Here is a 25,035-nt window from a genome sequence, read left to right as displayed (position 1 = left end):
GGCCGGCCTAGCCGGTCTGGCTGTGCGGCGCCCGGGATCTCAACAGACGCTGGATCTCGGCCGCCTGTGACGGCGCGCCGATCAGAAAGCCCTGCGCCTCGGTGCAGCCATTGCTGCGCAGGATGTCGAGTTGCACCTCGGTCTCGACCCCCTCGGCGGTGACAGTGATGCCAAGCTCGGCACCCAGCCCGATGACGGTGCGAACGATCGCCGCGGTGTCGCGATTGCCCAAATCGTGGATGAACGAACGGTCGATCTTGATCTTGTCGACAGGAAAACGCCTGAGGTAGCCGAGCGACGAATAGCCGGTGCCGAAATCGTCCAGCGCGATGCGGATGCCGAGTTCGCGCAACTGCCGCAGCGTCCTTAGCACCACCTCGCTTTCGTCCATCAGCACGGTTTCGGTGATCTCCAGTTCCAACCGACCGGCTGGCACGCCGGAGAAAGCCAGCGCCGAGATGACGCTGCGGGCGAAGCTGCCGCTTTTAAGTTGCACGGCCGAGACATTGACCGCGACGCGCAGGCCGGCGGGCCACCGTGCCGCCGCCGTGCAGGCTTTCCTCAGCGCCCATTCTCCAAGCGGCACGATCAATCCGGTTTCTTCGGCGACCGGAATGAAGCTGTCCGGCGCCACCATGCCACGTTCTGGGGAATGCCAGCGCATCAAGGCTTCCGCGCCGACGATCTCGCCGGAGGCGATGTTCATGATGGGTTGGAAATCGAGGTCGAATTCCTGGCGCGACAGTGCGGTCCCGAGGTCGACCTCCAACGCACGCCGTGCCTGTACCATTGCGTCCATTCCGGGTTCGAAGAAGCGATACAGATTGCGGCCTTCGCTCTTCGCCCGGTAAAGCGCTGTATCGGCGTTCCTCAGCAGCGTGTCGGCGTCTCCGCCGTCGTCGGGGAAAACCGCGATGCCCAGGCTGATGCCGATATGCATCTCGCGGCTCTTGTCGCGGAACGGTTTTCCGATTGTCTCGACGATGCGCTTCGCGAGTTTTTCAGCATTGGCAATGCCCTTGAAATTGAACTGGATGATGACGAATTCGTCGCCGCCGAAGCGGGCAACGACGTCGTTTTCATTATGCAGGCAGCGCTGCAGCCGCTCGGCCACGGTCTTCAGCAGCCAGTCGCCGGCCGGATGTCCCCAGGTGTCGTTGACTGCCTTGAAGCGATCGAGATCGAGCGAGAAGATCGCCAGCGGCGTGGCCGCCGTGTCCTCCAGCGCAAGGTCGAGCCGTTCGCGAAACATCGAGCGGTTGGGCAATCCCGTCAGCGTGTCGTGATGCGCAAGATGGGTCATGCGCTCTTCGGTGCGGCGACGTTCGGTGACGTCGTCGAAGGTCACCACCCAGCCGCCGCCATCCATCGGCCGACGTGTGACCAAAACCGTCCTGCCGTCGGTAAGATGCCGATAGGCCGAATGCATTTTTGCCGCCGCCAGACAGGCTTCGGTCTTGGCGACTTCGCTGTCGACATCGATCTTCGTATAGATGCCGAGTTCCAGCAACCGTTCGAGCGCGTCGCGGTGCGTCGTTCCAAGCGGAAAATCCGCCGGGGTGACCTTGTAGAGCTCCAGAAAACGCCGGTTTCGCACGATCATCTTGCCGTCGGCGTCATACATCAGCAAGCCTTGCGACATGTTGGCGAGCGCTGCGTCGAAGCGGCGGTGCTGCTCCTTGAGATCCTCTTGCGCGCGGCGCTGCTCGGTGATGTCTTCATAGATCGAAACCCAGCCGCCCAGAGCCAGAGGGCGGTGCGAGATGCTGACGATGCGGCCGTCCGACAGTGTTTCTTCGTAGGTCGAGGGCTTTGCCTGATCGATATAGGGCTTGCGGATGGCGTAGAGTTCGTCGGCGGTTTGCGAGGCGACGCCGATATCGACGCTGTGGCGCAGAATGTCGAGGAACCGGATGCCGGGCCTTATCACCCTGGCGTCGAGGCAAAAGATGTTTAGGTAGTTGCCGTTGCAGATGATCATCCGCTCGTCGGCGTCGAACATGCACAGGCCGTGCGACATGTTCTCGACCGCAGCCGAAAAGCGTTGGTTCTGCTCCCGCAGTTCGTCTTCCATGTGGCGGGAGCGGTCCATGCCTTCGGCCTCCCGTTTCGGGACGGCCGAACCATCCTTGGCATCAGCGACGGGCATGAGCGCGCCTGCGGACCGTGATCGAACAAGCTACTGTGGTCGCCGCTGGTTAATTTAGCGTTTTAATGCATGTCGCCCAAAAGTGACCTCGGTTTTGGGGGAATGACATGCATAAAAAGACCTAAAGCGCGTCGCGTGAATCCGTTTCAGCGCGACGCGCTTTAGCCGATTGCGGTCGCCGAAACCTGATGCCGCGACGTCTCGATCGCCGAAAACCGTTTCAGAAACGCGTTCTGCGCCCAGGTCACCGAACGTGGCGTGAAATCGAAGCGGTCGGCATTGAAGCCGCGCGGACGGCCGAAGAACTCGGTCGCCTCGGCGGTCGAAAAGCCGGCGAGCAGCGTTGCCTCGAAATAGGCGGCGATCTGGTCGGCGCGCTTGATCTCCTTGCGCAGCGCAGCACTTGGTTCCGGAGGCAGCGAGAAGCGCAGATGGATGGCGCGCTGCAGCCGTAACTCACAATCCTTGTAGCTGCCGCCCATCACCGATTTGAACGGCGAGATCATGTCGCCGATGACATATTCGGGGGCGTCGTGCAGCAGGGCCGCCAGCCGGGCGTCGGCCGAAGCCTCGGGCACCAGGTCGCAGAACAGCGCTTCGACCAGCAGCGAGTGCTGGGCGACCGAAAACGCATGCTCGCCGCTGGTCTGGCCGTTCCAGCGGGCAACGCGGGCGAGCCCGTGCGCAATGTCCGAAATCTCGATGTCGAGCGGCGAGGGGTCGAGCAAATCGAGCCGGCGGCCCGACAGCATGCGCTGCCAGGCGCGTGCCGGCGCGCCGACGCGGTCGGCCGCCATCAGGCCTCCTCCGCGCTGACGGCTTCCTGCGGGAAGGCGAATTTTGCCCAACCGGGAATGGCCAGCGTTAACGGAACGTCCCCGGCCATGATCGGCTGGCCGGCATCGAGCGCCGCCTTGACCCGGTCGATGCGCGCAATGGCCAGACCGGTCGTGTCTACGGTCGAGCCGAGCGTGCCAACCGGCCTGCCTGCGACGGTCAGCTCGGTGCCGGGCGCGGGCAGGGGCCTGTCGGCCGATGCAATCAGCACGCGCCGCCTGGCCGTGCCGCGATGCTGCATGCGCGAGACGACCTCCTGGCCGACATAGCAGCCCTTCTTGAAGCCGATGCCGCCGGTTTCGTCCAGCAGCACATCGTGGGGGAAGGCGTCTCCGAGTTGGTAGTCGCTGCCGCTTTCGGCAATGCCGCCGACAATGCGGAAGGCTTGCCACGCGGCAAGATCGCCGGGCTCATCCGTTTCGCCATAGGAACGCGTGACGGCACCCTTCGGAAAGCGTGTGTCGGCGGCCGCCGTTGAATCAGATTGTGAGGGTGTTGATTCATGTCCCCACGCGACGGTGACAAACGCCTGATCGGATTTGGTAATCTCGACCTTGGCGCGCAGTTTGTAGAGCGTCAGCCGGCGTACGAAATCGTCCGATATGTCGGCACGGCATTCGAGCCGGAATGCATTCTCGCCGGTGCGGGAGATCAGGAAATCGAACAGGATCTTGCCTTGCGGCGTCAGCAGCGCACCGGGTTTGGCTTCGCCGGGAGCCAGGATGTCGAGATCGGTGGTCAGGATGTTCTGCAAAAAATGCTCGGCATCCGGACCTGATACGGAAATGAGGGCGCGGTCTTTGAGCTGGGCACAGGGCATGGGCGGAAAAGCAACCTGATCTTGCAAAATGGTCGGCCTTTACGTAAGCCGCTGGCACTCCCCCCGCAAGAGAGCATGGCCATGATCTACGACCTCATCCTGACAGGCGGCACAGTGGTCAACCATGACGGCGAAGGGGCTCGCGACATCGGCGTGAAGGACGGGCGCATCGCTGCCATCGGCGATCTCCGCCAGGCCTCGGCCGGCGAGACGATCGACTGCCGCGGCCTGCATATCCTGCCGGGTGTCGTCGACAGCCAGGTGCATTTTCGCGAGCCGGGACTGGAGCACAAGGAAGATTTGGAAACGGGTTCGCGCGCTGCCGTGCTTGGCGGCGTCACCGCCGTGTTCGAGATGCCCAACACCAATCCGCTGACCACCAGCGAGGCAGCGCTTGCCGACAAGGTCCGGCGCGGCACGGGGCGCATGCATTGCGATTTCGCCTTCTGGGTCGGCGGCACCCGCGAGAATGCCGGGGATGTCGGCGAGCTTGAGCGGCTGCCGGGTGCGGCCGGGATCAAGGTTTTCATGGGCTCGTCCACTGGCGACCTGCTGGTCGAGGATGACGAGGGCGTGGCGTCGATCCTGAGAAACACGCGCCGGCGCGCCGCCTTTCATTCGGAAGACGAATTCCGGCTGCGCGAGCGCCTTGGCGAACGCATCGAAGGCGACCCGGCATCGCACCCTGTCTGGCGCGACGAGATCGCCGCCTTGCGCTGTACCGAACGGCTGGTACGCATTGCGCGAAACGCCCGTGCCCGCATCCATGTTCTACACATCTCGACCGCCGAGGAGATTGTGTTCCTCGAACAACACAAGGATGTCGCGACCTGCGAGGCGACGCCACATCATTTGACGCTGAGCGCCGACGACTATCTCAGGCTTGGCACGCTGATCCAGATGAACCCGCCGGTGCGTGCCGCGCGCCATCGCGATGGCGTCTGGCATGGCATTGCGCAAGGCATCGTCGATGTGCTCGGCTCCGACCACGCGCCGCACACGCTGGCCGAGAAGGCAAAGCCCTATCCGGCCTCACCGTCGGGGATGACCGGCGTGCAGACGCTGGTGCCGATCATGCTCGACCACGTCAATGCCGGCCGGCTGACCTTGCAGCGCTTTGTCGACCTGTCTAGCCACGGCCCGCAGCGGATCTTCGGCATGGCGAGAAAGGGCCGCATCGCTGCCGGCTACGAGGCCGACTTCACCATCGTCGATATGAAGCGGCGCCAGACCATCACCAATGCGCAGGCCGGCTCGAAAGCCGGCTGGACGCCTTATGACGGGAGAGAAGTGGTCGGCTGGCCGGTCGGCACCGTCATTCGCGGCCGCCGCGTGATGTGGGAAGGCGAGATCGCCACGCCAAGCCAGGGTAGGGCGGTGGAGTTTTCTGAGGCATTGCCCCGCTAGGCTCCCTACCCCCGTGGGTGGGAAGAGCCGCTCTCAATCCCCGGCGACGAAGAATGACCACTGTCCGCTAGGGGTGATACCGACGCGATAGAAAATATAGGCGCCGAACTGCTTCATGTCGTCGAAATCGCCAGCGGTGACGATCTTGAACAGTTCGACCCGCTGCTTGGCGTCCAGCTTGTCCAGCGGGAGGGCGAAGAAATACGGCCACACATAGAGCTCTTGTGGCGTGCCGGCATCGAGGTGGACGTAGCCGGCATCAAGCACCTCCTCCAGGATGGCCAGGATTTCCTGGCCGTCCGGGTCTCCCGAGAGGCCCTTGAGGAAGGCGACGGCATCGCCATCAATGTCGGTTAGGGACAATTGCGTTGTGTTGTCGCCCGTGCCGATCAACGGCCGCAACTTTTCGATATCGCCGCCCTTGCAGGCTTCGACGATCAAATCATGCATGCGCCGCACTGGTTCCGGCAGCTTGCCGAGATCGTAGATGACCTCGGGCACCGGCGTGTCCGGATCGACGCGTGGCCTGGTCACGCCGCCATCCGCCGGACTGTCCGGCTCGGCTTCGGCAGGAGCAGTCGGCTGGCTAGACGGCGGCGGCGTCCCGACCGGGTTGGGCATTGGCACGGTGCTTCCGGGGGGCGACATGTCGTCGGCCGGCGGCGTGACCGTCGGGGGGAGCTCTTCGCGCTTGATTTCGCTCAGCGCATAGGCGGGGCTGCTCGCGAGACACACAACCAGGGGAATCGCGGCACAGCAAGCGGCGAAAGAGATGCGAAGGACCAAGCCACGCGGCTTGCCTGACATCGAAAAACTCACTGCCCGTTTCTCCCTGCTTACGGGCATGACGCCCGAGCGGCATATTGCCGTCAAAGAACCGGACGTCGGTTCAGTGCCGCAGCCGTTCAGGTTCGAAGGCGCCAGCAATCACCTTTTCACGCATACGGTCGAGCAGGGCAAGGGCCGAGGTCTCGCCATTGGCACGCAACATCTCGCCGAAGGCTGTTTCGAGCGCTGCTTCGGCAATGATCTCGGGCTCTATCCCGGCGGAGAGACCTTCCGCCCAGGCCTCGCTGTGGCTTTCCACGGCGGTCAAGCGTTTTTCTTCCCTGACCAGCGCGTCGATGTCGTTGACACCATGTTCCATAAGCGAATGTCCACCCTTTCAAGCTGCGATCCATTGATGTGGATCAGGCCTGATCTGTTCATTTCACACCCAGGGACAATTAAGTATTTGTAAATACGACATTTTTTTGATCGTCTTTTACAAAGCCCGATTGCCTTGTGCGAAACTGCGTTCAGTTCGAGTCAAACTTAGCCGATTGGGGCGGCCTGCGGGGCGAAAACCTTCAGTTTGAGTTAATTCCGCTTTCGCGCGGTAGGGTTTCGTTAATACTGTTGCAGAAGTGCAACATGAGGATTGCACCAAGATATCGCCTGGCACAAGCCGATATATCGGCTGTACCCAGCAATGGTTCGGATAGTTGTCGATGAGCGAGTGCCTAAAGCGCGCTGCGTTTGAACGGATTCAGGCGAGGCGCTTTAGGTTTTCGTTTTTATGCGTGTCGTTCTCCCAAAACCGCAGCCACTTTTGGGCGACATGCATTAGTTGCCGTAACGCGAGGCGATGTCGCGAGACAGCGTCTCGCCTTCCTTCATGTAGCGGCTGATGGCTTCGGTCGCCGAGGGCGTGCACCTCGTATAGGTGCCGCCGAAGGAGCGGTAGCCGCGATTGAAGCTGGCAATGAAGCGGGCGCGCCGCTCGGCGTCCGGATTTTCCGAATCGAGCAGTTTTGTCATCTCGACACGCCACTGGTCGCCCTTTTCGCCGCACAGATTGCGCAGGAAATGCAGCGAGCCCAGAACCTCCGCCAGCCGCATCAACCCGGGCTCGAACGGCGACTCGGCGCTGAGCGCGGGCCGTATCGAAACGGTCGCGCCGACCGCAAGACACACGGCGAGGAGCATGGATGGACGATTCATAAGCCTTCTCTACCAGCTGCGTGGCTCTGCTAAACAGCATAAGTCTTTGTGGCGAAACAATTTGTGGCCCGCAAGTTGATTTCAGGACAGCAGTCCGGCGTTTCCGCCGGGGGCCAACAAGTCTTCGGCGACCGCGAATACCGAGCCTGCCAGCGGCAGCGCCGCCATCTCGCTGAGCGTATAGAAGGCCGCCGTCTCCGCATCGTCGCTGGCCACGGCCTCGCCGCCGGCATAGGCGGCGCCGAAGACTGTGAGGAGATAATCGACCGGGTGGCTGTCATCCCGGCCGTCGATGCGGATTTCCCGCAGCGGGCGATAATTTGTGGCACGCAAACCGGTTTCTTCCTGAAGTTCGCGCTCTGCCGCTGCCTCCAGCGTCTCACCAGGTTCGACCTTGCCGCCCGGAAAGGCATAGAGCCCTTGCGACGGTTGCCGGGCTCGCTTGACCAGAAGCACGGTGTCTGCCCGCACGACGGCGACCGAGACTGCCGGAAGTATTTTGCGCGCTTCGTTCATGGATTCCCAATCAGGCTGAAGGCCGGTCAGTTGTGGACCGGCCAGCGTGGACAAGTTTTAGCGGTTGCGCAACGCCGGTTCCATCGCCACTTTCAGAAGCCGAACCTTTCGAAGGGCACCAATCGACCATGTGCGGACGTTTCGCCTTGACCGCGACGCCGGATCAGACCGCTGCCTTTCTGGACGTGGCGGGGCTTGAGGATTTCCCGGCGCGCTACAACATCGCCCCGACGCAGCCGATCCTGATGGCGGTCGCCGGCCCTCCGCAGGCGCCGGGCTCCAATCTGCCGGACCGGCAGCCAATGCTGGTGCGCTGGGGGCTGATCCCGACCTGGGTGAAGGATACACGCGAGTTTCCGCTGCTGTTCAACGCGCGCTCCGAAGGGGCTGCCGAAAAGGCGTCGTTCAAGGCCGCCATGCGCCATCGCCGCGCTTTGGTGCCGGCGTCCGGCTTTTATGAATGGCGGCAAACCGGTGGCAAGAAGGGGCAGCCTTACTGGATACGCCCCAGGCATGGCGGGTTGGTTGCCTTCGCCGGGCTGATCGAGACCTATGCCGAGCCGGGCGGTTCGGAAATGGACACCGGCGCCATCCTGACCATCAACGCCAATGCCGACATCGCGCATATCCACGACCGCATGCCGGTGGTGATCGACCCCAGGGATTTCGCCCGTTGGCTGGATTGCCGCACGCTCGAACCGCGTGATGTCGCCGATCTGTTGCGGCCGGCTCAGCTCGATTTCTTCGAGGCAATTCCGGTCTCCGACCTCGTCAACAAGGTCGCCAACACCGGACCGGAGATTCAGGAGCGGGGCGAGATCGGGCCGGAGCCCGAGAAGGTCAAGCGCCAGAAGTCCGGCGCGGACGACAGTCAGATGACGTTGTTCTAGCAGAGGGCGCGCGCGTCGGCGCCTTCATTTCTGGCGCCATTGGCGCCGGCCGCCCACCCCTTCAGGCAGCGCGGGGCGAAACGATCTTCTGCGCCGGCTTTTTCTTCTTGGCGGTATGGAGAAGGGCGGCGACGATCGCGGCCGGGCCGATTGCGCGATAGTGGTTGGCCAGCGCCGGCTGCTTGGCGCGGTTGGCTTCCTGCTTGGTTCGGGGCATGTCTCTCTTCCCTGGTAACATTTTCGTGTCTGCGTTTGATGGCCGATTCTGACCAAATCGTGACGCCTGCTGATCTAGCCGGCGAATGTTTCATGACTGTGCCGACATGTTTAATAAAATGTTTCAGTGCATCATTACCTGTGACCCAGCGACGGTTTTGCCGAAACTTGCGACTTGACGGCAACACAAGCCAAGGCGATAAAGCCGCCCATGAAAACGTCTTTCGCCATTTGTGGCATTTGCATTATTGGCTAGCCTCGCGCTGGTCCGGACGTTTTCGCCTCATCTCTCCCCAGATTGGACAAACGCCCCGGCCAGCAGGCTGGAGCCTGATTTGCGTTCGCGCAGGGCTGGCTTCGTCGAATTGAGTTCTGAACCGGGAAGGCACGAATGTCCGACGCATCGCAGGGCCTGCGCCTCTACAACACGCTGACGCGGACGAAAGAGGATTTCGTCCCGATCGATCCGCTGAACGTGCGCATGTATGTCTGCGGCCCGACCGTCTACGACTTTGCTCATATCGGCAATGCCAGGCCGGTGATCGTCTTCGACGTGCTGTTCCGCTTGCTGCGCCATCTCTATGGGCAGACGCACGTCACCTATGTGCGCAACATCACCGACGTAGACGACAAGATCAATGCGCGCGCTTTGCGCGATTTCGGCGGCGAGATCGCTTCCGGCACGCTGTCGTTGAATGAGGCGATCAGGCGGGTCACCGAAAAGACCGCCGACCAGTTCCACAGCGACGTGGCGGTTCTCGGCTGCCTGGAGCCGACGGTCGAGCCGCGCGCCACCGAATTCGTCGAGCCCCGTGCCGACGGCAAGGTTGACATGATCACCTTGATTCAAAGCCTGATCGAACGCGGCCATGCCTATGTTGCTGCGGGCGAAGTCCTGTTCGACACGGCGTCGATGCCCGACTACGGCCAGCTGTCGAAGCGCAATCTCGACGAGCAGCAGGCCGGTGCTCGCGTCGCCGTCGACGCGCATAAGAAAAATCCCGGCGATTTTGTCCTCTGGAAGTTGTCGTCACCGGAGGAGCCGGGCTGGAATTCGCCATGGGGCAGGGGTCGGCCGGGCTGGCACATCGAGTGCTCGGCGATGTCGGCCGCCTATCTCGGCGAGGTCTTCGACATCCATGGCGGCGGCCTCGACCTGATCTTCCCGCACCATGAAAACGAGATCGCCCAGTCGCGTTGCGCCCATGGCACCGAAATGATGGCCAACATCTGGATGCACAACGGCTTCCTGCAGGTCGAAGGGCAGAAAATGTCGAAGAGCCTCGGCAACTTCTACTCGATCAACGAACTCCTGGAGACCGAGACCTTCGGCGGCCGCAAATGGCCGGGCGAGGTGCTGCGGCTGGCGATGCTGATGACGCATTATCGCGAGCCGATCGACTTTTCCGTGCGCAAGCTGGAAGAGGCCGAGAACACCCTGCGAAAATGGAAGCGGGGGGCCGACCTCGCGCCGACGGCGGCGGGACAGGTGCCCGTGGAGATCATTGACGCCTTGTCGGACGATCTCGCCACCTATGCCGCCTTCCAGGTCCTGACCCAGTTGGCCGGCGAGGCAATGGACGGCAACGATGCCGCTGCATCGCTGAAGGCGTCGCTGCTGTTCCTCGGCTTCGACGTCGCGTCGGCGAAGGTTGATGAAGGCCACGTCGGCAAGGCCATCGCCAAGCGTCTCGCGTTCATCGCCGCCAAGAGCTGGGCCGAAGCCGACCGCATCCGCGACGACCTGCTGGCCCAGGGGATACAGTTGAAGGACGGCAAGGATCCGGTCACAGGCGAACGCATCACCACCTGGGAGGTAAAAAGATGATCGATCATCTCGGCATCAACGTTGCCGATTTCGACGCTTCGAAGGCTTTCTATGACAAGGCGATGGCGCCGCTTGGTGCCGCGCTGTTGTATATGGTGCCGCTGGAGTACACCGGCGGTAAAAAGGTCGGTGGCTACGGTCGCGATCGGCCGGTATTCTGGCTGCAGGAAGGCAAGGATGGTCAGAAGGCCCATCAGCACGTCGCCTTCACCGCGCGCAGCCGCGCCGAGGTCGAAGCCTTCTATGCTGCGGCGCTTGCCGCCGGCGGCAAGGACAATGGCGGGCCGGGCCTGCGCCCGCACTATCACCCGGACTACTATGGCGCCTTCGTCCTCGATCCCGACGGCAACAACGTCGAGGCCGTCTGCCATGCGCCGGAGTGATCAGCGATGAGCCTCGACAACCGACCGATCTATACCGGCGGCTGCCAGTGCGGCGCGGTGCGCTTTCGCGTTGAAGGCGCTTTGGGCGACGCTTCGGTCTGCCATTGCCGCATGTGCCAGAAGGCGTTCGGCGCGTTCTACGCGCCGCTGGTTTCGGTGCGTGGCGCCAGGCTCGACTGGACGCGCGGCGAGCCGAAATACTTCCGTTCGTCCAACCATGTCGATCGCGGTTTTTGCGCCGATTGCGGCACGCCGCTGACCTTCACCGCGCCGGACGGGGTTGGCCTCGCCATCGGTGCGTTCGACAATCCAGCGGAGATCGTGCCGCTGATTCAATGGGGGATCGAGGCAAAGCTGCCCTATGTCGACTCGATCCCGCAACTGCCGGGCGAGGACACCATGGCCGACATGTCGTCGGCCTCCTATCTGGCCGATCTCGTTTCCTACCAGCACCCCGACCACGACACCGAACAATGGCCGCCAAAGGAAAGATCATGACCGATCAGGTAAGAACCGGCGGCTGCCAGTGTGGCGCCGTGCGCTTCCGCGTTCATGGAGCGCTCGGCCGTCCGTCCATCTGCCATTGCCGCATGTGCCAGAAGCAGTTCGGCTCGTTCTTCGGCGCGCTGGTCACGGTGCCCAGAGATGGCGTCGAATGGACCCATGAAGAGCCGAGTTACTTCCAGTCGTCGGTCAACATCGATCGTGGTTTCTGCGCCCGCTGCGGCACGCCGCTGACATATCGGCAGCCCGGCGGGCTGGAAATCGCGATCGGTGCCTTCGACGACCGTTCGGACCTGGCACCGCAGATCCAGGTCAACTATGCCGCGCGGTTGCCCTGGGTGGAGACGATCTTCGATCAGCCCGTCCACCAGGATCCTGATTATTACAACAGGCAGGAATCCATCATCTCCTTCCAGCACCCAGACCATGAAACGCCGGACTGGCCGACCAAAGGTTTACAACTATGAGCAGTCAATTGCGTACGCTTTATCCCGAGATCGAGGCGTTCGATTCCGGCATGCTCGATGTCGGCGACGGCCACCAGGTCTACTGGGAGCGTTCCGGCACTAAAGGCGCCAAGCCGGCGGTGTTCCTGCATGGCGGGCCGGGCGGCACCATTTCGCCAAAACACCGGCGGCTGTTCGACCCGAAGCTCTACGATGTCATCCTGTTCGACCAGCGTGGCTGCGGAAAATCGACGCCCAACGCCTCGCTCGAAGCCAATACGACATGGCACCTGGTCGCCGACATCGAACGGCTGCGCGAAATGGCCGGCTTCGACAAATGGCTGGTGTTCGGCGGCTCCTGGGGGTCGACGCTTGCGCTCGCCTACGCCGAGACCCACCCAGAACGCGTCAGCGAACTGGTGGTGCGCGGCATCTACACGCTGACGCGTGCGGAACTGGAATGGTACTATCAGTTCGGCGTCTCGGAAATGTTCCCGGACAAATGGGAGCGCTTCCTGGCGCCGATCCCGGAGGCCGAGCGCAGCGACATGATGGTCGCCTATCGCAAGCGGCTGGTCGGCACGGATCGAAAGGCGCAGATCGAGGCGGCCCGCGCCTGGAGCCTGTGGGAAGGCGAAACGATCACGCTGTTGCCGGAGCCTGAGACAAGCGGTCCGTTTGGGCAGGACGACTATGCCGTCGCGTTCGCCCGCATCGAGAACCACTATTTCGTCCATGCCGGCTGGCTGGAAGAGGGACAATTGCTGCGCGACGCGCACAGGCTGAGCGACATCCCCGGCACCATCGTCCATGGCCGCTACGACATGCCATGCCCGGCGCGCTATGCCTGGGCGCTGCACAAGGCCTGGCCAAAGGCGGATTTCCATCTGATCGAGGGCGCCGGCCATGCTTATTCGGAGCCGGGTATCCTCGACCGGCTGATCCGCGCGACGGACAAGTTTGCAGGCAAATGACCATGACCCGCGAGCGCCTCTATCTCTTCGACACCACATTGCGCGATGGCCAGCAGACGCCGGGCATCGACTTTTCCGTCGAGGACAAGATCGCCATCGCAAAACTGCTTGACGCTTTTGGCCTCGACTATGTCGAAGGCGGCTATCCCGGCGCCAACCCGACCGACACCGCCTTCTTCCAGGAGAAGCGCACGGAGCGCGCCAAATTCGTCGCCTTCGGCATGACCAAGCGGGCAGGGGTGTCGGCGTCCAACGATCCCGGCCTAGCGTCTCTTGTGCAATCGAAATCGGATGCCATCTGCTTCGTCGCCAAGAGCTGGGACTACCACGTCCGTGTCGCGCTCGGCTGCACCAATGAGGAGAACCTCGATGCCATCAAGGCCTCCGTCGAGGCGGCGATCGCCGCCGGCAAGGAGGCATTGGTCGACTGCGAGCATTTCTTCGATGGCTTCAAGGCCAATCCCGACTATGCGCTGGCCTGCGCCAGGACCGCCTATGATGCCGGGGCGCGTTGGGTGGTGCTGTGCGACACCAATGGCGGCACGCAGCCATCGGAAGTCCGCGCCATCGTCGAGAAGGTTATTTTATCAGGCATTTCAGGCGATCATCTCGGCATCCATGCCCATGACGACACCGGCCAGGCCGTGGCGAATTCCCTCGCCGCTGTCGAGGCTGGCGTGCGCCAGATCCAGGGCACGCTCAACGGCATCGGGGAGCGCTGCGGCAACGCCAATTTGATCTCGATCGTGCCAACGCTGGCGCTAAAGCCGGCCTTCGCCGATCGTTTCGAAACTGGCATTTCGGCTGAGGCGCTGACAGGCATTTCCAGGTTGTCGCGCGCATTCGACGAACTCCTGAACCGAGCGCCAGAGGCGCAAGCGCCCTATGTCGGCGCTTCCGCCTTCGCCACCAAGGCCGGCATTCATGCCTCCGCACTGGCCAAGGAGCCGGCGACCTACGAGCACGTCCCCCCCGAAACGGTCGGCAACCGCCGCCGTGTCATGGTCTCGGACCAGGGCGGCAAGGCCAATTTCCTCGCCGAGCTGAGGCGACGCGGCATTGAGGTGCCGAAGGACGATCACCGGCTCGACGCGCTGATATCCGTGGTCAAGGAGCGCGAGGCCGAGGGCTATGCCTATGAAGGCGCCGATGCCAGCTTCGAACTCCTCGCCCGCAAGATGCTGCACGGCCTGCCGGAATTCTTCAACGTCACCTCGTTCCGCTGTATGGTCGAGCGCCGCTTCGACGCCAACGGCCAGTTGAAGACGGTCTCCGAAGCGATCGTCAAGGTGGTGGTCGATGGCGAGGAGAAGATGTCGGTGGCCGAGGGGCATGGCCCGGTCAACGCACTCGACATCGCGCTGCGCAAGGACCTCGGCAAATTCCAGGGCGAGATCGCCGACATGGAGCTGGCCGACTTCAAGGTGCGTATCCTCAATGGCGGTACCGAGGCGATCACCCGCGTTCTGATCGAATCGCATGACGGCACCGGCGCGCGCTGGTGGACGGTCGGCGTTTCCGAGAACATCATCGACGCCTCGTTCCAGGCGCTGATGGATTCCATCGTCTACAAGCTGATGAAGAACCGCGAGATGGCCGGACTGGTGGCCGCCGAATAGGGTTGAACCATCAGCGAAAGTCCATTGATCCATCAGAACTTTGCGATGGTCTTGCCAAGGTGACTGGGCCATAGCGTTGGCCCATGGCCACTGAAGCAATTACCCTGGATGCAGAGTCCAAGGCCCGGCGCGGCTTTCTGCTGGCGCTCGGCGCCTATCTGCTATGGGGATTGCTGCCCTTCTACATGAAGGCGGTCGCTCATCTGCCGCTCGCGGAAGTCATTGCCCATCGCATCGTCTGGTCGGTGCCGATCGCCGCCGCCGTTCTGATCTGGGCCGGCCGCACGGCGGATTTCAAGGCGGCGCTTCGTTCGCCGCGCACCATCGCCATGGCCGCGCTGACGGCGGCGCTGATCTCGGTCAACTGGGGCATCTATGTCTGGGCGATCGCGGTCGACCGCACCGTCGAAACCGCGCTCGGCTACTACATCAATCCCCTGGTCAGCGTCGTTGTCGGCGCGCTGCTGCTCGGCGAGCGGCTCGACCGGCTGCAGATCGCGGCGGTGGTGCTGGCGGCCGTCGCCGTCGCCGTGCTGACCATCGAAGGCGGCAAGCTGCCCTGGGTGTCGTTGGCACTGGCGTTTTCCTTCGCCGCCTACGGCTTCTTCCGCAAGACGCTGCCGATCGGCCCGAGCCAGGGATTTTTGCTCGAAGTCCTTCTGCTGTCGGTGCCGGCACTTGGCTACATAGTCTATCTCATCGCGACCGGACAGGACCACATCGTATCCAGCAGTGGCACGGATACGGCGTTGCTGATCGGCTGCGGTCCAGTCACATCGGTGCCGTTGTTGCTGTTCGCCTTCGGCGCCAAGCTGCTGCGGCTGTCAACCATCGGCATCATGCAATATATCGCGCCGACCATGGTGTTCCTGATCGCCGTTCTGATCTTCGACGAGCCTTTCGGCACCATCCAGGCCATCGCCTTTGCGCTGATCTGGGCGGCTTTGGCAGTCTATTCCTGGTCGATGTTGACGACAGCGCGACGCGCCGCGCCGCAGCCCGCACGGTAAGGGGGTTCGATGTACCTGCTGCATATCGCCAACAAAAATTATTCCTCATGGTCGCTGCGGCCCTGGGTGCTGATGCGCGCGCTGGATATCCCATTCGAGGAACGGCTGACGCCATTCCCGACCGGATCGAGCTGGGATCTGTACCGTTCCTTCTCACCGAGCGGCCGCGTGCCGTGCCTGGTCGACGACGGCTGGGCGGTCTGGGATTCGCTGGCCATCGTCGAATATCTGGCCGAACGCCACCATGGCGTGTGGCCCGTCGAAGCCAAGGCGCGCGCCTGGGCGCGCTCGGCCGCCGCCGAGATGCATTCGAGCTTCACCGCATTGCGCAGCGCCTGTCCGATGAGTTGCGGCGTGCGGGTAGAGCCGTTTCCGATGTCCGATGCGCTGAAGCAGGACCTCTTTCGCCTCGGCGACCTCTGGAATGATGGTCTTGCTCGTTTCGGCGGGCCATTTCTGGCGGGCGCTCATTTCACCGCAGTAGATGCTTTCTTTGCCCCGGTGGCGTTCCGCGCACAGTCTTATGGGCTCTCCTTCGAGGGTGCGGCTGCAGCGTATCCGGCGCAGTTGCTTGCTCTGCCGGCGATGCGCGAATGGCATGCGGCTGGGCTTGCCGAGACCTGGCGCGAGCCCGATCACGAAGCGGAAGTGGCCGCCGCCGGCACCATCATCGAGGATCTTCGCGCCACTGCGTGAAAGCTGCCGGCGGGTGCTACATCTGTCCGAGCCGCCTGACAAAGAGATAGGTCGCGCCCGCGATCACCATCGACACAGCCGTCACCACCCAAAAGCCCATTGGCGTGTCGACCAGCGGCAGGCCCCCAACGTTCATGCCGAACAGGCCTGAGATGATGGTCATCGGCAACAGCACCGCCGTCATCACCGACAGGACGTACAGCAGCCGGTTCGACTGCGTCGTCAGCTTTGCCATAAGCTCGTCCTGCAATAGCCGGGCGCGCGCCTGCAATTGCTCGCCGTCATAGTGCAGCGTCTGCGCCCGGTGTGAAAGGCGCGCGGCCATGTCGTTGATGCTGTCTGGCAGGTCGTTGCGGTGCGAATGATCAAGGTGACGGAACAGATTGGTCAGCGTCGCCATCTGCCTGTGGATCACCACCAGATGCCGGCGCGCGTCGACCAGGGATTGCCGTTCATTGTGCCATGCGTCGCAGACGATACGGTCTTCGATGCCGTCGAGACTGTCGCCGAGTGCCGCAAGTTCCGCCACCATGCCATCGAACGACTGGCCGACGACAGCCTCGATCAACTCGGCTGGCGAGCGGAACTTGCGCGATCCATTCTCGATCGCCTTGCGGATGTTGTCGACCGACTGCAGCGGTTGCTTGCGGGCGCCGACCAGCATCGTGTCATTGAGCGCGAAGCGGAAATGGCCAAGCCCGCCCGCTTCCGCCGAATAGTCATGGCGCAGGTCCGGCAGATCGCCATAGAGCCAGTCGTCCTCGAGGTCGATGTGGCAGCCATGGCTGGCGGACAGGAAAGCTTCACGCGCCGGTGCCGGCAAAACCCGATCGGCGCCGATTTCGTGACGGGCCCGCATGTCGGAAAGCTGGTAGCTGCGCCATGTCCAGTGCGCGGCGGCGGCGTCCCTGGTTCGCACGCCCTCAGCGGTGAAGTGATAGATGAAGAACAGTCCGTGCTCGTCGGGCAGGTAGGGCGAGAGATCGGTGCCTTCCGGGGCGAGAGTGATGTCCATGGGCGGTGCCAGATGCATGTTCCGAAGATGGCGCCGCACGGCGGCTGCCTGATACTGATTCCTAGCACGCGCGAAGCCGGTTTCGTGTGACGGTTTCTTGACAGCCGATCACAGTCTGTCGATCCCCGTGTCAATCCGGGGGTGACGCCTTCGTCACCCCCGGATGTGCCCTGTCAGTGCTTCGGGCCGAAGCCGGGGTAGGGCTTGAGGGGCACGATTGCGGCAATGTCCATCATGCCGGCCTTGACCAACGGCAAGGTGGCGAGGTGGCCGCGAACCTCAGCATCATCAGCAGCCTCGAGCATCATGCCGCTGCCCGGGATGTCGCCTCGGTTCCACACCTGACGTACCGCCCCTTCGGCGTAGAGCGTGCGCCGCTGTTCGGCTTCGCCGGGCAGAAGTGGAGCGAAATCGGCATCGGTAAATTTTTCGGTGTTGCGAGCGAGAAGGGCAAAGAACTGCATGGCGGTCTCCTTTGGTTGGGATGGCCGATTATCGCTTTTGGCTGGTCAGACAGTCCAAGACTGATTAGGATAAAGTTGAGACCCAAAGGGACTTGAGCCTTGGAGGAGAAATGTTCGACCTGCGCCAGCTCCGCTATTTCGTCACGGTCGCCGAAACCGGAAATGTCGGGCGCGCAGCCGAAATGCTGCATATTTCCCAATCGCCACTCAGCCGGCAGATCATCCAGCTCGAGGAGCAGTTGGGTGTTTCCCTCTTTGAGAGGTCGAAGCAGCGGGTCCATCTCAACGCCGAGGGCCGCGCCTTCCTCACCGAGGCCCGCGCGCTGCTGTCCAATGCGCGACGTGTGGAGGAGTTCGGCCGCAACCTGGCCAGCGGCGCCGTCGGCCGGCTCGCCATCGGCTATGTCGAAGGGGCCGTTCATGCCGGGCTTGTCGCCGGGATGCTGCGCCAGTTCCGTCGCGACCGGCCGGATTTCCACCTGCAGCTGAGAAGCCTGCGCTCGGCGGCGCAGTTGGAAGGGCTACGGCAGCGGTCGCTGGATCTGGGCTTTGTCTACTCGCCGCCACCCGATGATGATCCGGATGTCGCCGCCATGGCGCTGCGGCATGAGCCGCTGGTGCTGGCGATCCCCGAAGATGACCCACTCGTTGAAGTGCCAGAGATCGGGCCTCACCATCTTGACGGTCGCACCTGGATCACCGTCGTGCGCCAGCCGGACGACACCAATCGCGGCCAGTTCCTTGCCGCCTGCGCCAAAGCCGGCTTTTTGCCCGACATCGCCTATGAGACGGCGGACCCGCTGACCTCGCTCGGCCTTGTCAGCGCGGGTCTCGGCTTGGCGACGGTGCAAGCCAGCCTGCGTGCCGCTGCGCCGCCGCGGATCGTGTTTCGCGACCTGCCGTGGCTCGAGCGCACGGTTTCACTCCATCTCGCCTGGCGGCGTCATGACCGGCGCGCGGTGATTGCCGATTTGCGGCAGGCTGCGGCGGAGTAGGGGAATAGGGGAGTAGGGGAGTAGGGGAGTAGGGGAGTAGGGGAGTAGGGGAGTAGGCAGGACACTCGAGGCAATTCACATACTGCCTTACTGCCCCGATTCCTTATCGCCCTACATCTTGTCGATCACCGACTGCACGCCCTCGGTCGGGGCGTCGACGGACGATCCGGCTACCATGATGGCGGCGACGATCGCTTCGGGGTCGTCGACGACCAGCGGCTTGACCCGCTGCGCGGTGTGGATGAAGCCTTCGGCGGCCATGTGATCGAGCAGCGCCAGCATCGGATCCCAAAATCCTTTGACATTGGCGAAGACGATCGGCTTGCGATGATGGCCAAGTTGTCCCCAGGTCATGATCTCGACGATCTCCTCGACCGTGCCGATGCCGCCCGGCAGTGCCACAAAGGCGTCGGATTTCTCGAACATCTTGTGCTTGCGCTCGTGCATGTTGTCGGTGATCAAGAGTTCATCGAGCCGGTCAAGCGCTGTTTCGCTCGCCTCCTTGTTGATCAGGAAGCGCGGAATGATGCCCGTCACCTTGCCGCCGGCCTTGAGCGCGCCTTCGGCGACAGCGCCCATGATGCCTTTGGTGCCGCCGCCATAGACCAGCCGCAATCCCGCTTTGGCAATTGAGCGCCCGAGCAGGTGTCCGGCCTTGATATAGATTTCATCGCGGCCCGGAGACGAGCCGCAATAGACGCAGACGGATCGAATCGTGTTCATGTCGATGATTGGTGATTGGGTCTGAAAGCGCGGTCAAGCCCCAAGGGTTAACGGCCTGGGCTTTTTCTTGTCGGTATTGCTAAAACAGGCTAGACCGGCGTTAGGTGGCTAAGGGGTAGGGAAATATGGCAATTAATCCACTGAAGGCGTTCCTGTTCGCGGCGGGTGGGACCGTTGCGGCCGCGGGAACCGCCTATGTAGCGGGCGCACTCGACCCGTATCTCAATCCCACGCCGCCGGCGCAAGTGGCGGCGCAGACGCCGCCCGCAGCGGCAAAATCGGCTGATCCCGGCACCGAAGCGCGGCTGCCCGCCGCTGAGGTCCCGGCGGCTCCCGCCGCAGTGCCCCAGGCAACGGCACCGGCCGCACCGGCCGCGGACGCGCCGGCTGCGGCCGGTCCGGTCGCACCGTCTTTCGACGTCGTGCGCGTTGAAAGCAATGGCTCGATTGTCGTCGCCGGCAATGCGGCGCCCAACGCCAAGGTCGAAATCCTCAATGGCTCGACGGTGCTTGGCTCGACGGTCGCTGGTCCCGATGGCGCCTTCGTTATCATTCTCGATGATCCGCTGAAGCCCGGCGATTATACGATCGCGCTGCGCGCGACCACCGGTGACGTCGTAACGCCCTCGGTGCAGACCGCCGTCGTTTCGGTTCCCAAGGATGCGGCCGGCCAGGTGCTGGCCATGGTCGAGGAGCCGGGCAAGCCGGCCGAATTGCTGACCGTTCCCGCACCCGAGACAAAGCCGGCTGCTCCGGCCGCCGCGCCGGCTGCTCCCACAGCCGAAGCCCCCGCAACCGCTCCGGCGCCAGCCGCCCCAGCGCCAGCCGTGGTCGACGCAACACCGGCTCCTGCAGCGCCGGCGACGCCGCCCGCTGCAGGCGTGACCGAGCCCAAGATCGTCGTCGAGGCGGTCGAGATCGACGGCAGCAAGATCTTTGTCGCCGGCCTCGCCGATGCCGGCCGCAAGGTGCGCGCCTATGCCAACGACATCCTGCTCGGTGACGCGCAAACTTCGACGGACGGTCATTTCCTGGTCGAGGCGACGCGCGACGTTCCGGTCGGCAGCTACACAATCCATGTCGACGGCCTCGATGCCGACGGTGTGACAGTTGTGGCCCGCGCGGCCGTACCGTTCGAGCGTGAGCCCGGCGAAGCGATCGCCGCCGTGGCACCCTCGGCGCCGAAGCCCGTTCAGCCCAAGCCGGCCGCACCTACCGCCGCCGAGGCACCGGCCGCGGCCACGACGCCTGCTCCCGCCACCGAGGCTCCGGCCGTTATGGCGGAGGCGACGCCGCCAAGCGATGTGCCCGAGACGGTGGCGCCCAAGCTTGAACATGCCGACGGCGCCGTCATCATCCGCCGCAACGACACGCTGTGGCGGATCTCGCGGCGCGTCTATGGCCACGGCGTACGCTTCTCGACCATCTACCTCGCCAACCAGGACCAGATCAGTGATCCCGACCGCATCTGGCCGGGCCAGGTGTTCAAGGTCCCGGAAAAGTCGAAGGAAGGCGAAGCCGCCGACCTCAAGGCCATGGGCGAGCAGGCAACGACAGCGCCCGCCAAGACGGAGTAGGGTTTGAGCGCCGACGGTTGAGCGCAATCTCCCCCTTGTGGGAGATGCCCGGCAGGGCAGAGGAGGGCGCTGTCTCGCCAGCCTGTCGGCCAAATCCGGTCGAGCTACCTTACGGCTGCTCGTAATGCTTTGATCGTGGAAAGTCGCGATCCTTCGCGCCCCTCTCTGTCCTGCCGGACATCTCTCCCACGAGGGGGAGATTGGCGGTTCCGGCGCTCTGCCCATAGGGTTAGCTTGCCCCGTGCCCGTTCATCGTCTATCGCCGATGAACGATGGCAGAATCCCTGATGGAAACAAACGCATCATGCGGCGGTCCGGACAGCCGTGCGGTCGCCGCCCGACTTGCAGCGCTTTCCCATCCGGCGCGGATCGAAATCCTGAAACACCTATCGACGAGCAGTTCCTGCTGCTGCCGCGAGGTCGTCGACCGCTTAGATCTGGCGCAGTCCACCGTGTCACAACATCTGAAAATACTGGTCGAAGCCGGGCTGGTTCGCTTCGAGCCCGATCGCCAGCGCTCGCGCTATGCGATCGACCATGCCGCGCTCGCCGATGTCTCCGCATCGGTGGCCGCTCTCGTCAATTCCTGCTGCTCCGGCCGCTGAAATAAGAAGAAGGCACAAGAAATGGCCGAAAAAACCGTCTCCGACTCCTCGACTTTCAAGACGCTGCTCAATTTGTGGCCTTACATGTGGCCAGCGGATCGCGCCGATCTGAGAGCCCGGGTCACATGGGCGACGCTGTTGCTGGTCGTCGCCAAGCTGACGCTGGTCGCCGGTCCCTATTTCTTCAAATGGGCGACCGACGCGCTGGCCGGCGACGCCAAATCGGCGCCGCCGCTGCCGAGCTTCCTGCTGGCGCCCGTCATGCTGGTCGTCGCCTACAATGTCGTGCGCCTGGTGCAGCTTGGCTTCAATCAGTTGCGCGACGCGCTGTTTGCCCGCGTCGGCCAATATGCCGTGCGCCAGCTCGCCTTCCGTACTTTCGTTCACATGCACCAACTGTCGCTGCGCTTCCATCTCGAGCGCCGCACCGGCGGCCTGTCGCGCATCATCGAGCGCGGCACCAAGGGCATCGAGACGATCGTGCGCTTCATCATGCTCAACACGGCGCCGACCATCCTCGAATTCGCGCTGACCACGGGCATCTTCGCCTACACCTATGGCTGGAAATATGTGGTCGTCGTCGCGGTCACCGTCTGGGTCTATGTCTGGTTCACGGTCCGCGCCAGCGACTGGCGCATCTCGATCCGCCGCGACATGAACGACAGCGATACCGACGCCAACACCAAGGCAATCGACTCGCTGCTCAACTACGAGACGGTGAAATATTTCAACAATGAGGGCATGGAAGCCGAGCGCTTCGACCGCTCCATGGCACGCTACGAGGTCGCCGCGACGCGCATCTGGACCTCGCTTGGCTGGTTGAATTTCGGGCAGGGCATCATCTTCGGCCTGGGCACCGTCATCGTCATGTGCATGTCGGCGCTCGAAGTGCAGGCCGGCACGCAGACGGTCGGTGACTTCGTCTTCATCAACGCCATGCTGATGCAGCTGTCGGTGCCGCTCAATTTCATCGGCTTCATCTACCGCGAAATCCGCCAGGGGCTCACCGATATCGAGCAGATGTTCGATCTGCTGGATGTGCCGCAGGAGATCGTCGACAAGCCGGATGCCAGGCCAATCGCGGTCAGCGCCGGCAAGGTCGAGTTCCGCGACGTGCACTTCTCCTATGACCCGAACCGGAAGATCCTGAAGGGCATCAGCTTCGAGGTGCCGGCCGGCAAGACCGTCGCCATTGTCGGGCCTTCGGGTGCCGGCAAGTCGACCATCTCGCGGCTTCTGTTCCGCTTCTACGACGTGCAGGGCGGCCAGGTGCTGATCGATGGCCAGGATATCAGGGACGTGACGCAGGAGAGCCTGCGCGGGGCGATCGGCATGGTGCCGCAGGACACCGTGCTGTTCAACGACACCATCGCCTACAACATCCGCTATGGCCGCATCGGTGCCAGCGAGGAGGATATGCGCAAGGCGGCCGAACTCGCTCAGATCGGCCCGTTCATCGAGCGATTGCCTGACGGCTACAAGTCGATGGTCGGCGAACGCGGGCTAAAACTTTCGGGCGGCGAGAAGCAGCGCGTGGCAATCGCCCGCACCATTTTGAAGGCGCCGCCGATCCTGATGCTCGACGAAGCGACCTCGGCGCTCGACAGCCACACCGAACAGGAGATCCAGGCCGCGCTCGATCTGGTCAGCCGTGGCCGCACCACCATCGTCATCGCTCACCGCCTGTCGACGGTGATCACGGCCGATGAGATCATCGTGCTGCAGGACGGCCAGATCGCCGAGCGCGGCACCCATGCCGAGCTGATGCGCAAGCATGGCCTCTACGCCTCGATGTGGGACCGCCAGCGCGAGGCGACCGAGGCCGAAGAGCGGCTGCGCTTGGCTCGCGAAGGCGACGAACTTGGTGTCATCGTCCGCCGGCGCACGTCGGAGGTGAATTGAAGGTTCGGCGTGTGATCTGATTTTTGCACTTGATCTCAACTTAAGTTGAGATTGTAGGCCGTTCCTGGAGCCCAAAAAACACCATGATCCAGGAACGGAGCAATCGAAATGAGCAAGATAAATCAGACTGTTAACGGCGGCAGCGTGTTCAGGGTGGACAAATTCGTCGTCCCGGCCGGCGCCCGCGAGGAGATACTCGCCAAGGTCAGGACAACGCATGAATTGCTGCGCCTGCAGCATGGCTTCGTGCAGGATTTCCTGCTCGAGCAATTCTCCGGGCCGGGCGAATTCAACCTCGTCACCATCGTCGAATGGGAAAGCCAGGCGGCCGTCGACAATGTCGTGCCGATCGTCAAGGCCGCGCACGAGCGCATCGCCTTCAACCCGCAGGAGACGATCGCCCGGCTCGGCGTTCGCGCCGACATCGCCAACTATCAGAGGGTTCCCGGGCTGTAGCAAGGCTGTTACGGCCAGCCGATGCCAGGTGCCGGCGCTTCGACGCTGAACACCTGGCCGGTGCGGGCGTCGCTGACCATATGCTCGAAGCCGCGCCATTCGGCGGCGAGAATGAACAGCGTTTTCCTGTCGGTGCCGCCCAGCATGCAGGCAAAGCAGCCGCGATCGACGGTCACTGTCTGCAGCACCTCGCCGCCTTCACGCACCCGCACGCAACGCTTGTTGGGAACATCCGCATACCAGGCCGCCCCTTCGGCATCGAGGCAGATGCCGTCGGGATAGCCGTCGAGGTCGGCCCAGACCCTTCGGTTGGCAAGGCTGCCGTCGGCGGCAATGTCGAAGGCGGTCAGCCGATTGGCATGGGATTCCGCGACAATCAGCGTCTTGTTGTCCGGGCTCACTGCCATGCCGTTGGCAAAGGCGATATTTTCCGCCACCTGCCGGACCGCGCCGTCCGGCGTGATCAACACGATGGTGCCGGGGCTGAAATGCTCGCCAGAAGCCGGCGCCGGTCCGCCGCCATTGACATAGGTGTTGCCGCGCCCGTCGACGACGATCTCGTTCCAAGGGCTTTTCGACAGGTCACGCAAATCGGCGCGAGTGACGAGGCTCCCGTCGGCCTCCTGTCGTAGCAGCAGCCCTTCGCGGCCGGAGATGACGAGCAGGCGGCCATCCGGCAGCCAGTCAATGGAGTAGGGCAGGACAGCCGGTACGGTGAGCATGACCTCGCGGTTGCCGTCGGCATCGACGGCGATAATCTCGCCGGTGCCCCAGTTGCAAAGCCACAGCCGTCCGTCATGCCAGCGCGGCGACTCGCCGAAAGCGAGACCGGCAGTGACGAGATGCGCTTGGGGGGCAGGTGGTTTCTGCATGTAGGGGACTCCTTGTTGAGTGCGTCAGCATCGCCAAATGGTCCATGATGGCGCTGTCTCACCAAGGACGGGCGAGGCAGCGGTCTGCCGACAGGCACAGAACCGATAATTTTGGTTTGGCTGCTCTTTGCTGAGTTCGCGACGAAGC

At 63.2% G+C, this 25,035-nt stretch carries 27 protein-coding genes; 15 read left to right on the top strand and 12 right to left on the bottom strand.

All coding sequences use genetic code 11. The annotated features are described in order from the left end of the window. Positions 1 to 7 precede the first annotated feature (7 nt). From MESCI_RS24080 to ygfZ, 3 genes are all read right to left on the bottom strand, one after another. On the bottom strand, positions 8 to 2,149 hold the full coding sequence (locus tag MESCI_RS24080; protein ID WP_013532570.1) for a putative bifunctional diguanylate cyclase/phosphodiesterase: 2,142 nt from the start codon (positions 2,147 to 2,149) through the stop codon (positions 8 to 10). 161 nt (positions 2,150 to 2,310) lie between these two features. Further along, positions 2,311 to 2,946 carry an HD domain-containing protein gene (locus MESCI_RS24075; protein WP_013532569.1) on the bottom strand — a complete coding sequence of 212 codons (636 nt, stop codon included), beginning with the start codon at positions 2,944 to 2,946 and terminating at the stop codon, positions 2,311 to 2,313. Continuing rightward, positions 2,946 to 3,806, bottom strand: a complete 861-nt coding sequence (gene ygfZ, locus MESCI_RS24070) for a CAF17-like 4Fe-4S cluster assembly/insertion protein YgfZ (RefSeq protein WP_013532568.1) — start codon at positions 3,804 to 3,806, stop codon at positions 2,946 to 2,948. The genes MESCI_RS24075 and ygfZ overlap by 1 nt, the downstream gene beginning before the upstream one ends. A gap of 75 nt (positions 3,807 to 3,881) precedes the next feature. Between ygfZ and MESCI_RS24065 the strand changes: the two genes are divergently transcribed. Then, the gene (locus MESCI_RS24065) at positions 3,882 to 5,213 is read left to right on the top strand and encodes a dihydroorotase (RefSeq protein WP_063167701.1); all 1,332 of its coding nucleotides are present in this window, start codon (positions 3,882 to 3,884) and stop codon (positions 5,211 to 5,213) included. A gap of 33 nt (positions 5,214 to 5,246) precedes the next feature. Here the strand turns inward: MESCI_RS24065 and MESCI_RS24060 are convergent, their stop codons facing one another. From MESCI_RS24060 to MESCI_RS24045, 4 genes are all read right to left on the bottom strand, one after another. After that, on the bottom strand, positions 5,247 to 6,020 hold the full coding sequence (locus MESCI_RS24060) for a hypothetical protein (protein WP_013532566.1): 774 nt from the start codon (positions 6,018 to 6,020) through the stop codon (positions 5,247 to 5,249). An 82-nt stretch (positions 6,021 to 6,102) separates the two neighbouring features. Further along, positions 6,103 to 6,360: a hypothetical protein gene (locus MESCI_RS24055; RefSeq protein ID WP_008874920.1), complete on the bottom strand. Its 258-nt coding sequence runs from the start codon at positions 6,358 to 6,360 to the stop codon at positions 6,103 to 6,105. 458 nt (positions 6,361 to 6,818) lie between these two features. Then, positions 6,819 to 7,196 (bottom strand): TIGR02301 family protein, encoded by a 378-nt coding sequence (locus tag MESCI_RS24050; RefSeq protein WP_013532565.1) that lies wholly within the window; start codon positions 7,194 to 7,196, stop codon positions 6,819 to 6,821. 81 nt (positions 7,197 to 7,277) lie between these two features. Beyond that, on the bottom strand, positions 7,278 to 7,712 hold the full coding sequence (locus MESCI_RS24045; RefSeq protein WP_013532564.1) for an NUDIX hydrolase: 435 nt from the start codon (positions 7,710 to 7,712) through the stop codon (positions 7,278 to 7,280). Positions 7,713 to 7,840: 128 nt separating this feature from the next. Here MESCI_RS24045 and MESCI_RS24040 point away from each other — a divergent pair, with 128 nt between their 5' ends. Continuing rightward, a complete protein-coding gene (locus MESCI_RS24040) occupies positions 7,841 to 8,602 on the top strand; it encodes an SOS response-associated peptidase (protein ID WP_013532563.1) in 762 nt (253 codons plus the stop codon). A 61-nt stretch (positions 8,603 to 8,663) separates the two neighbouring features. Here the strand turns inward: MESCI_RS24040 and MESCI_RS32355 are convergent, their stop codons facing one another. Then, a complete protein-coding gene (locus tag MESCI_RS32355) occupies positions 8,664 to 8,819 on the bottom strand; it encodes a hypothetical protein (protein ID WP_013532562.1) in 156 nt (51 codons plus the stop codon). 390 nt (positions 8,820 to 9,209) lie between these two features. Between MESCI_RS32355 and cysS the strand changes: the two genes are divergently transcribed. The 8 genes from cysS to MESCI_RS24000 all read left to right on the top strand — a co-directional run bounded on the left by cysS (position 9,210) and on the right by MESCI_RS24000 (position 16,278). Further along, entirely contained in the window at positions 9,210 to 10,646 is a 1,437-nt protein-coding gene (gene cysS, locus MESCI_RS24035) for a cysteine--tRNA ligase (protein ID WP_013532561.1), read from the top strand. Continuing rightward, entirely contained in the window at positions 10,643 to 11,029 is a 387-nt protein-coding gene (locus MESCI_RS24030; RefSeq protein WP_013532560.1) for a VOC family protein, read from the top strand. Before cysS ends, MESCI_RS24030 begins: the two co-directional genes overlap by 4 nt. Positions 11,030 to 11,035: 6 nt before the next feature. Next, positions 11,036 to 11,527: a GFA family protein gene (locus MESCI_RS24025; protein ID WP_013532559.1), complete on the top strand. Its 492-nt coding sequence runs from the start codon at positions 11,036 to 11,038 to the stop codon at positions 11,525 to 11,527. Continuing rightward, the gene (locus MESCI_RS24020; protein WP_013532558.1) at positions 11,524 to 12,000 is read left to right on the top strand and encodes a GFA family protein; all 477 of its coding nucleotides are present in this window, start codon (positions 11,524 to 11,526) and stop codon (positions 11,998 to 12,000) included. The genes MESCI_RS24025 and MESCI_RS24020 overlap by 4 nt, the downstream gene beginning before the upstream one ends. Further along, entirely contained in the window at positions 11,997 to 12,953 is a 957-nt protein-coding gene (pip, locus tag MESCI_RS24015; protein WP_013532557.1) for a prolyl aminopeptidase, read from the top strand. Before MESCI_RS24020 ends, pip begins: the two co-directional genes overlap by 4 nt. Further along, a complete protein-coding gene (gene cimA / locus MESCI_RS24010) occupies positions 12,950 to 14,572 on the top strand; it encodes a citramalate synthase (RefSeq protein WP_174299068.1) in 1,623 nt (540 codons plus the stop codon). Before pip ends, cimA begins: the two co-directional genes overlap by 4 nt. A gap of 83 nt (positions 14,573 to 14,655) precedes the next feature. Then, positions 14,656 to 15,582 (top strand): EamA family transporter RarD, encoded by a 927-nt coding sequence (rarD, locus tag MESCI_RS24005; protein ID WP_013532555.1) that lies wholly within the window; start codon positions 14,656 to 14,658, stop codon positions 15,580 to 15,582. 9 nt (positions 15,583 to 15,591) lie between these two features. Next, the gene (locus tag MESCI_RS24000; RefSeq protein ID WP_013532554.1) at positions 15,592 to 16,278 is read left to right on the top strand and encodes a glutathione S-transferase family protein; all 687 of its coding nucleotides are present in this window, start codon (positions 15,592 to 15,594) and stop codon (positions 16,276 to 16,278) included. A gap of 16 nt (positions 16,279 to 16,294) precedes the next feature. On the opposite strand, the gene MESCI_RS23995 is transcribed toward MESCI_RS24000, so the two are convergent. Next, positions 16,295 to 17,293 carry a transporter gene (locus MESCI_RS23995; protein WP_063167702.1) on the bottom strand — a complete coding sequence of 333 codons (999 nt, stop codon included), beginning with the start codon at positions 17,291 to 17,293 and terminating at the stop codon, positions 16,295 to 16,297. A gap of 173 nt (positions 17,294 to 17,466) precedes the next feature. Beyond that, entirely contained in the window at positions 17,467 to 17,757 is a 291-nt protein-coding gene (locus MESCI_RS23990) for a muconolactone Delta-isomerase family protein (protein WP_013532552.1), read from the bottom strand. Positions 17,758 to 17,867: 110 nt separating this feature from the next. On the opposite strand from MESCI_RS23990, the gene MESCI_RS23985 reads away from it, so the two are divergent. Next, on the top strand, positions 17,868 to 18,752 hold the full coding sequence (locus tag MESCI_RS23985) for a LysR substrate-binding domain-containing protein (RefSeq protein WP_013532551.1): 885 nt from the start codon (positions 17,868 to 17,870) through the stop codon (positions 18,750 to 18,752). Between the two features lie 111 nt (positions 18,753 to 18,863). Here MESCI_RS23985 and MESCI_RS23980 read toward each other — a convergent pair whose 3' ends face one another. Continuing rightward, a complete protein-coding gene (locus MESCI_RS23980; protein WP_013532550.1) occupies positions 18,864 to 19,475 on the bottom strand; it encodes an LOG family protein in 612 nt (203 codons plus the stop codon). A 125-nt stretch (positions 19,476 to 19,600) separates the two neighbouring features. On the opposite strand from MESCI_RS23980, the gene MESCI_RS23975 reads away from it, so the two are divergent. The 4 genes from MESCI_RS23975 (at position 19,601) to MESCI_RS23960 (ending at position 24,015) form a co-directional block, all read left to right on the top strand. Continuing rightward, positions 19,601 to 21,052 carry a LysM peptidoglycan-binding domain-containing protein gene (locus MESCI_RS23975; RefSeq protein WP_013532549.1) on the top strand — a complete coding sequence of 484 codons (1,452 nt, stop codon included), beginning with the start codon at positions 19,601 to 19,603 and terminating at the stop codon, positions 21,050 to 21,052. 272 nt (positions 21,053 to 21,324) lie between these two features. Then, a complete protein-coding gene (locus tag MESCI_RS23970) occupies positions 21,325 to 21,657 on the top strand; it encodes an ArsR/SmtB family transcription factor (protein WP_013532548.1) in 333 nt (110 codons plus the stop codon). A 21-nt stretch (positions 21,658 to 21,678) separates the two neighbouring features. Beyond that, positions 21,679 to 23,559, top strand: coding sequence for an ABCB family ABC transporter ATP-binding protein/permease (locus MESCI_RS23965; RefSeq protein WP_013532547.1), 1,881 nt, complete (start codon positions 21,679 to 21,681; stop codon positions 23,557 to 23,559). A 108-nt stretch (positions 23,560 to 23,667) separates the two neighbouring features. Continuing rightward, positions 23,668 to 24,015, top strand: a complete 348-nt coding sequence (locus tag MESCI_RS23960; RefSeq protein ID WP_013532546.1) for an antibiotic biosynthesis monooxygenase — start codon at positions 23,668 to 23,670, stop codon at positions 24,013 to 24,015. Between the two features lie 8 nt (positions 24,016 to 24,023). Here MESCI_RS23960 and MESCI_RS23955 read toward each other — a convergent pair whose 3' ends face one another. Then, positions 24,024 to 24,887, bottom strand: a complete 864-nt coding sequence (locus MESCI_RS23955) for an SMP-30/gluconolactonase/LRE family protein (protein ID WP_013532545.1) — start codon at positions 24,885 to 24,887, stop codon at positions 24,024 to 24,026. Between the last annotated feature and the right edge of the window lie 148 nt (positions 24,888 to 25,035).

It is taken from the genome of Mesorhizobium ciceri biovar biserrulae WSM1271, assembly GCF_000185905.1.
Classification (GTDB): domain Bacteria; phylum Pseudomonadota; class Alphaproteobacteria; order Rhizobiales; family Rhizobiaceae; genus Mesorhizobium; species Mesorhizobium ciceri.
Note: the sequence above shows the minus strand (reverse complement) of the source record. Positions and strands in the feature narration are given on the sequence as shown.

Bases quoted from the DNA above. Each gene is read 5' to 3' on its own strand.
- MESCI_RS24080 (WP_013532570.1), bottom strand. From the start codon at position 2,149: ATGCCCGTCGCTGATGCCAAGGATGGTTCGGCCGTCCCGAAACGGGAG.
- MESCI_RS24075 (WP_013532569.1), bottom strand. From the start codon at position 2,946: ATGGCGGCCGACCGCGTCGGCGCGCCGGCACGCGCCTGGCAGCGCATG.
- ygfZ (WP_013532568.1), bottom strand. From the start codon at position 3,806: ATGCCCTGTGCCCAGCTCAAAGACCGCGCCCTCATTTCCGTATCAGGT.
- MESCI_RS24065 (WP_063167701.1), top strand. From the start codon at position 3,882: ATGGCCATGATCTACGACCTCATCCTGACAGGCGGCACAGTGGTCAAC.
- MESCI_RS24060 (WP_013532566.1), bottom strand. From the start codon at position 6,020: ATGTCAGGCAAGCCGCGTGGCTTGGTCCTTCGCATCTCTTTCGCCGCT.
- MESCI_RS24055 (WP_008874920.1), bottom strand. From the start codon at position 6,360: ATGGAACATGGTGTCAACGACATCGACGCGCTGGTCAGGGAAGAAAAA.
- MESCI_RS24050 (WP_013532565.1), bottom strand. From the start codon at position 7,196: ATGAATCGTCCATCCATGCTCCTCGCCGTGTGTCTTGCGGTCGGCGCG.
- MESCI_RS24045 (WP_013532564.1), bottom strand. From the start codon at position 7,712: ATGAACGAAGCGCGCAAAATACTTCCGGCAGTCTCGGTCGCCGTCGTG.
- MESCI_RS24040 (WP_013532563.1), top strand. From the start codon at position 7,841: ATGTGCGGACGTTTCGCCTTGACCGCGACGCCGGATCAGACCGCTGCC.
- MESCI_RS32355 (WP_013532562.1), bottom strand. From the start codon at position 8,819: ATGCCCCGAACCAAGCAGGAAGCCAACCGCGCCAAGCAGCCGGCGCTG.
- cysS (WP_013532561.1), top strand. From the start codon at position 9,210: ATGTCCGACGCATCGCAGGGCCTGCGCCTCTACAACACGCTGACGCGG.
- MESCI_RS24030 (WP_013532560.1), top strand. From the start codon at position 10,643: ATGATCGATCATCTCGGCATCAACGTTGCCGATTTCGACGCTTCGAAG.
- MESCI_RS24025 (WP_013532559.1), top strand. From the start codon at position 11,036: ATGAGCCTCGACAACCGACCGATCTATACCGGCGGCTGCCAGTGCGGC.
- MESCI_RS24020 (WP_013532558.1), top strand. From the start codon at position 11,524: ATGACCGATCAGGTAAGAACCGGCGGCTGCCAGTGTGGCGCCGTGCGC.
- pip (WP_013532557.1), top strand. From the start codon at position 11,997: ATGAGCAGTCAATTGCGTACGCTTTATCCCGAGATCGAGGCGTTCGAT.
- cimA (WP_174299068.1), top strand. From the start codon at position 12,950: ATGACCATGACCCGCGAGCGCCTCTATCTCTTCGACACCACATTGCGC.
- rarD (WP_013532555.1), top strand. From the start codon at position 14,656: ATGGCCACTGAAGCAATTACCCTGGATGCAGAGTCCAAGGCCCGGCGC.
- MESCI_RS24000 (WP_013532554.1), top strand. From the start codon at position 15,592: ATGTACCTGCTGCATATCGCCAACAAAAATTATTCCTCATGGTCGCTG.
- MESCI_RS23995 (WP_063167702.1), bottom strand. From the start codon at position 17,293: ATGGACATCACTCTCGCCCCGGAAGGCACCGATCTCTCGCCCTACCTG.
- MESCI_RS23990 (WP_013532552.1), bottom strand. From the start codon at position 17,757: ATGCAGTTCTTTGCCCTTCTCGCTCGCAACACCGAAAAATTTACCGAT.
- MESCI_RS23985 (WP_013532551.1), top strand. From the start codon at position 17,868: ATGTTCGACCTGCGCCAGCTCCGCTATTTCGTCACGGTCGCCGAAACC.
- MESCI_RS23980 (WP_013532550.1), bottom strand. From the start codon at position 19,475: ATGAACACGATTCGATCCGTCTGCGTCTATTGCGGCTCGTCTCCGGGC.
- MESCI_RS23975 (WP_013532549.1), top strand. From the start codon at position 19,601: ATGGCAATTAATCCACTGAAGGCGTTCCTGTTCGCGGCGGGTGGGACC.
- MESCI_RS23970 (WP_013532548.1), top strand. From the start codon at position 21,325: ATGGCAGAATCCCTGATGGAAACAAACGCATCATGCGGCGGTCCGGAC.
- MESCI_RS23965 (WP_013532547.1), top strand. From the start codon at position 21,679: ATGGCCGAAAAAACCGTCTCCGACTCCTCGACTTTCAAGACGCTGCTC.
- MESCI_RS23960 (WP_013532546.1), top strand. From the start codon at position 23,668: ATGAGCAAGATAAATCAGACTGTTAACGGCGGCAGCGTGTTCAGGGTG.
- MESCI_RS23955 (WP_013532545.1), bottom strand. From the start codon at position 24,887: ATGCAGAAACCACCTGCCCCCCAAGCGCATCTCGTCACTGCCGGTCTC.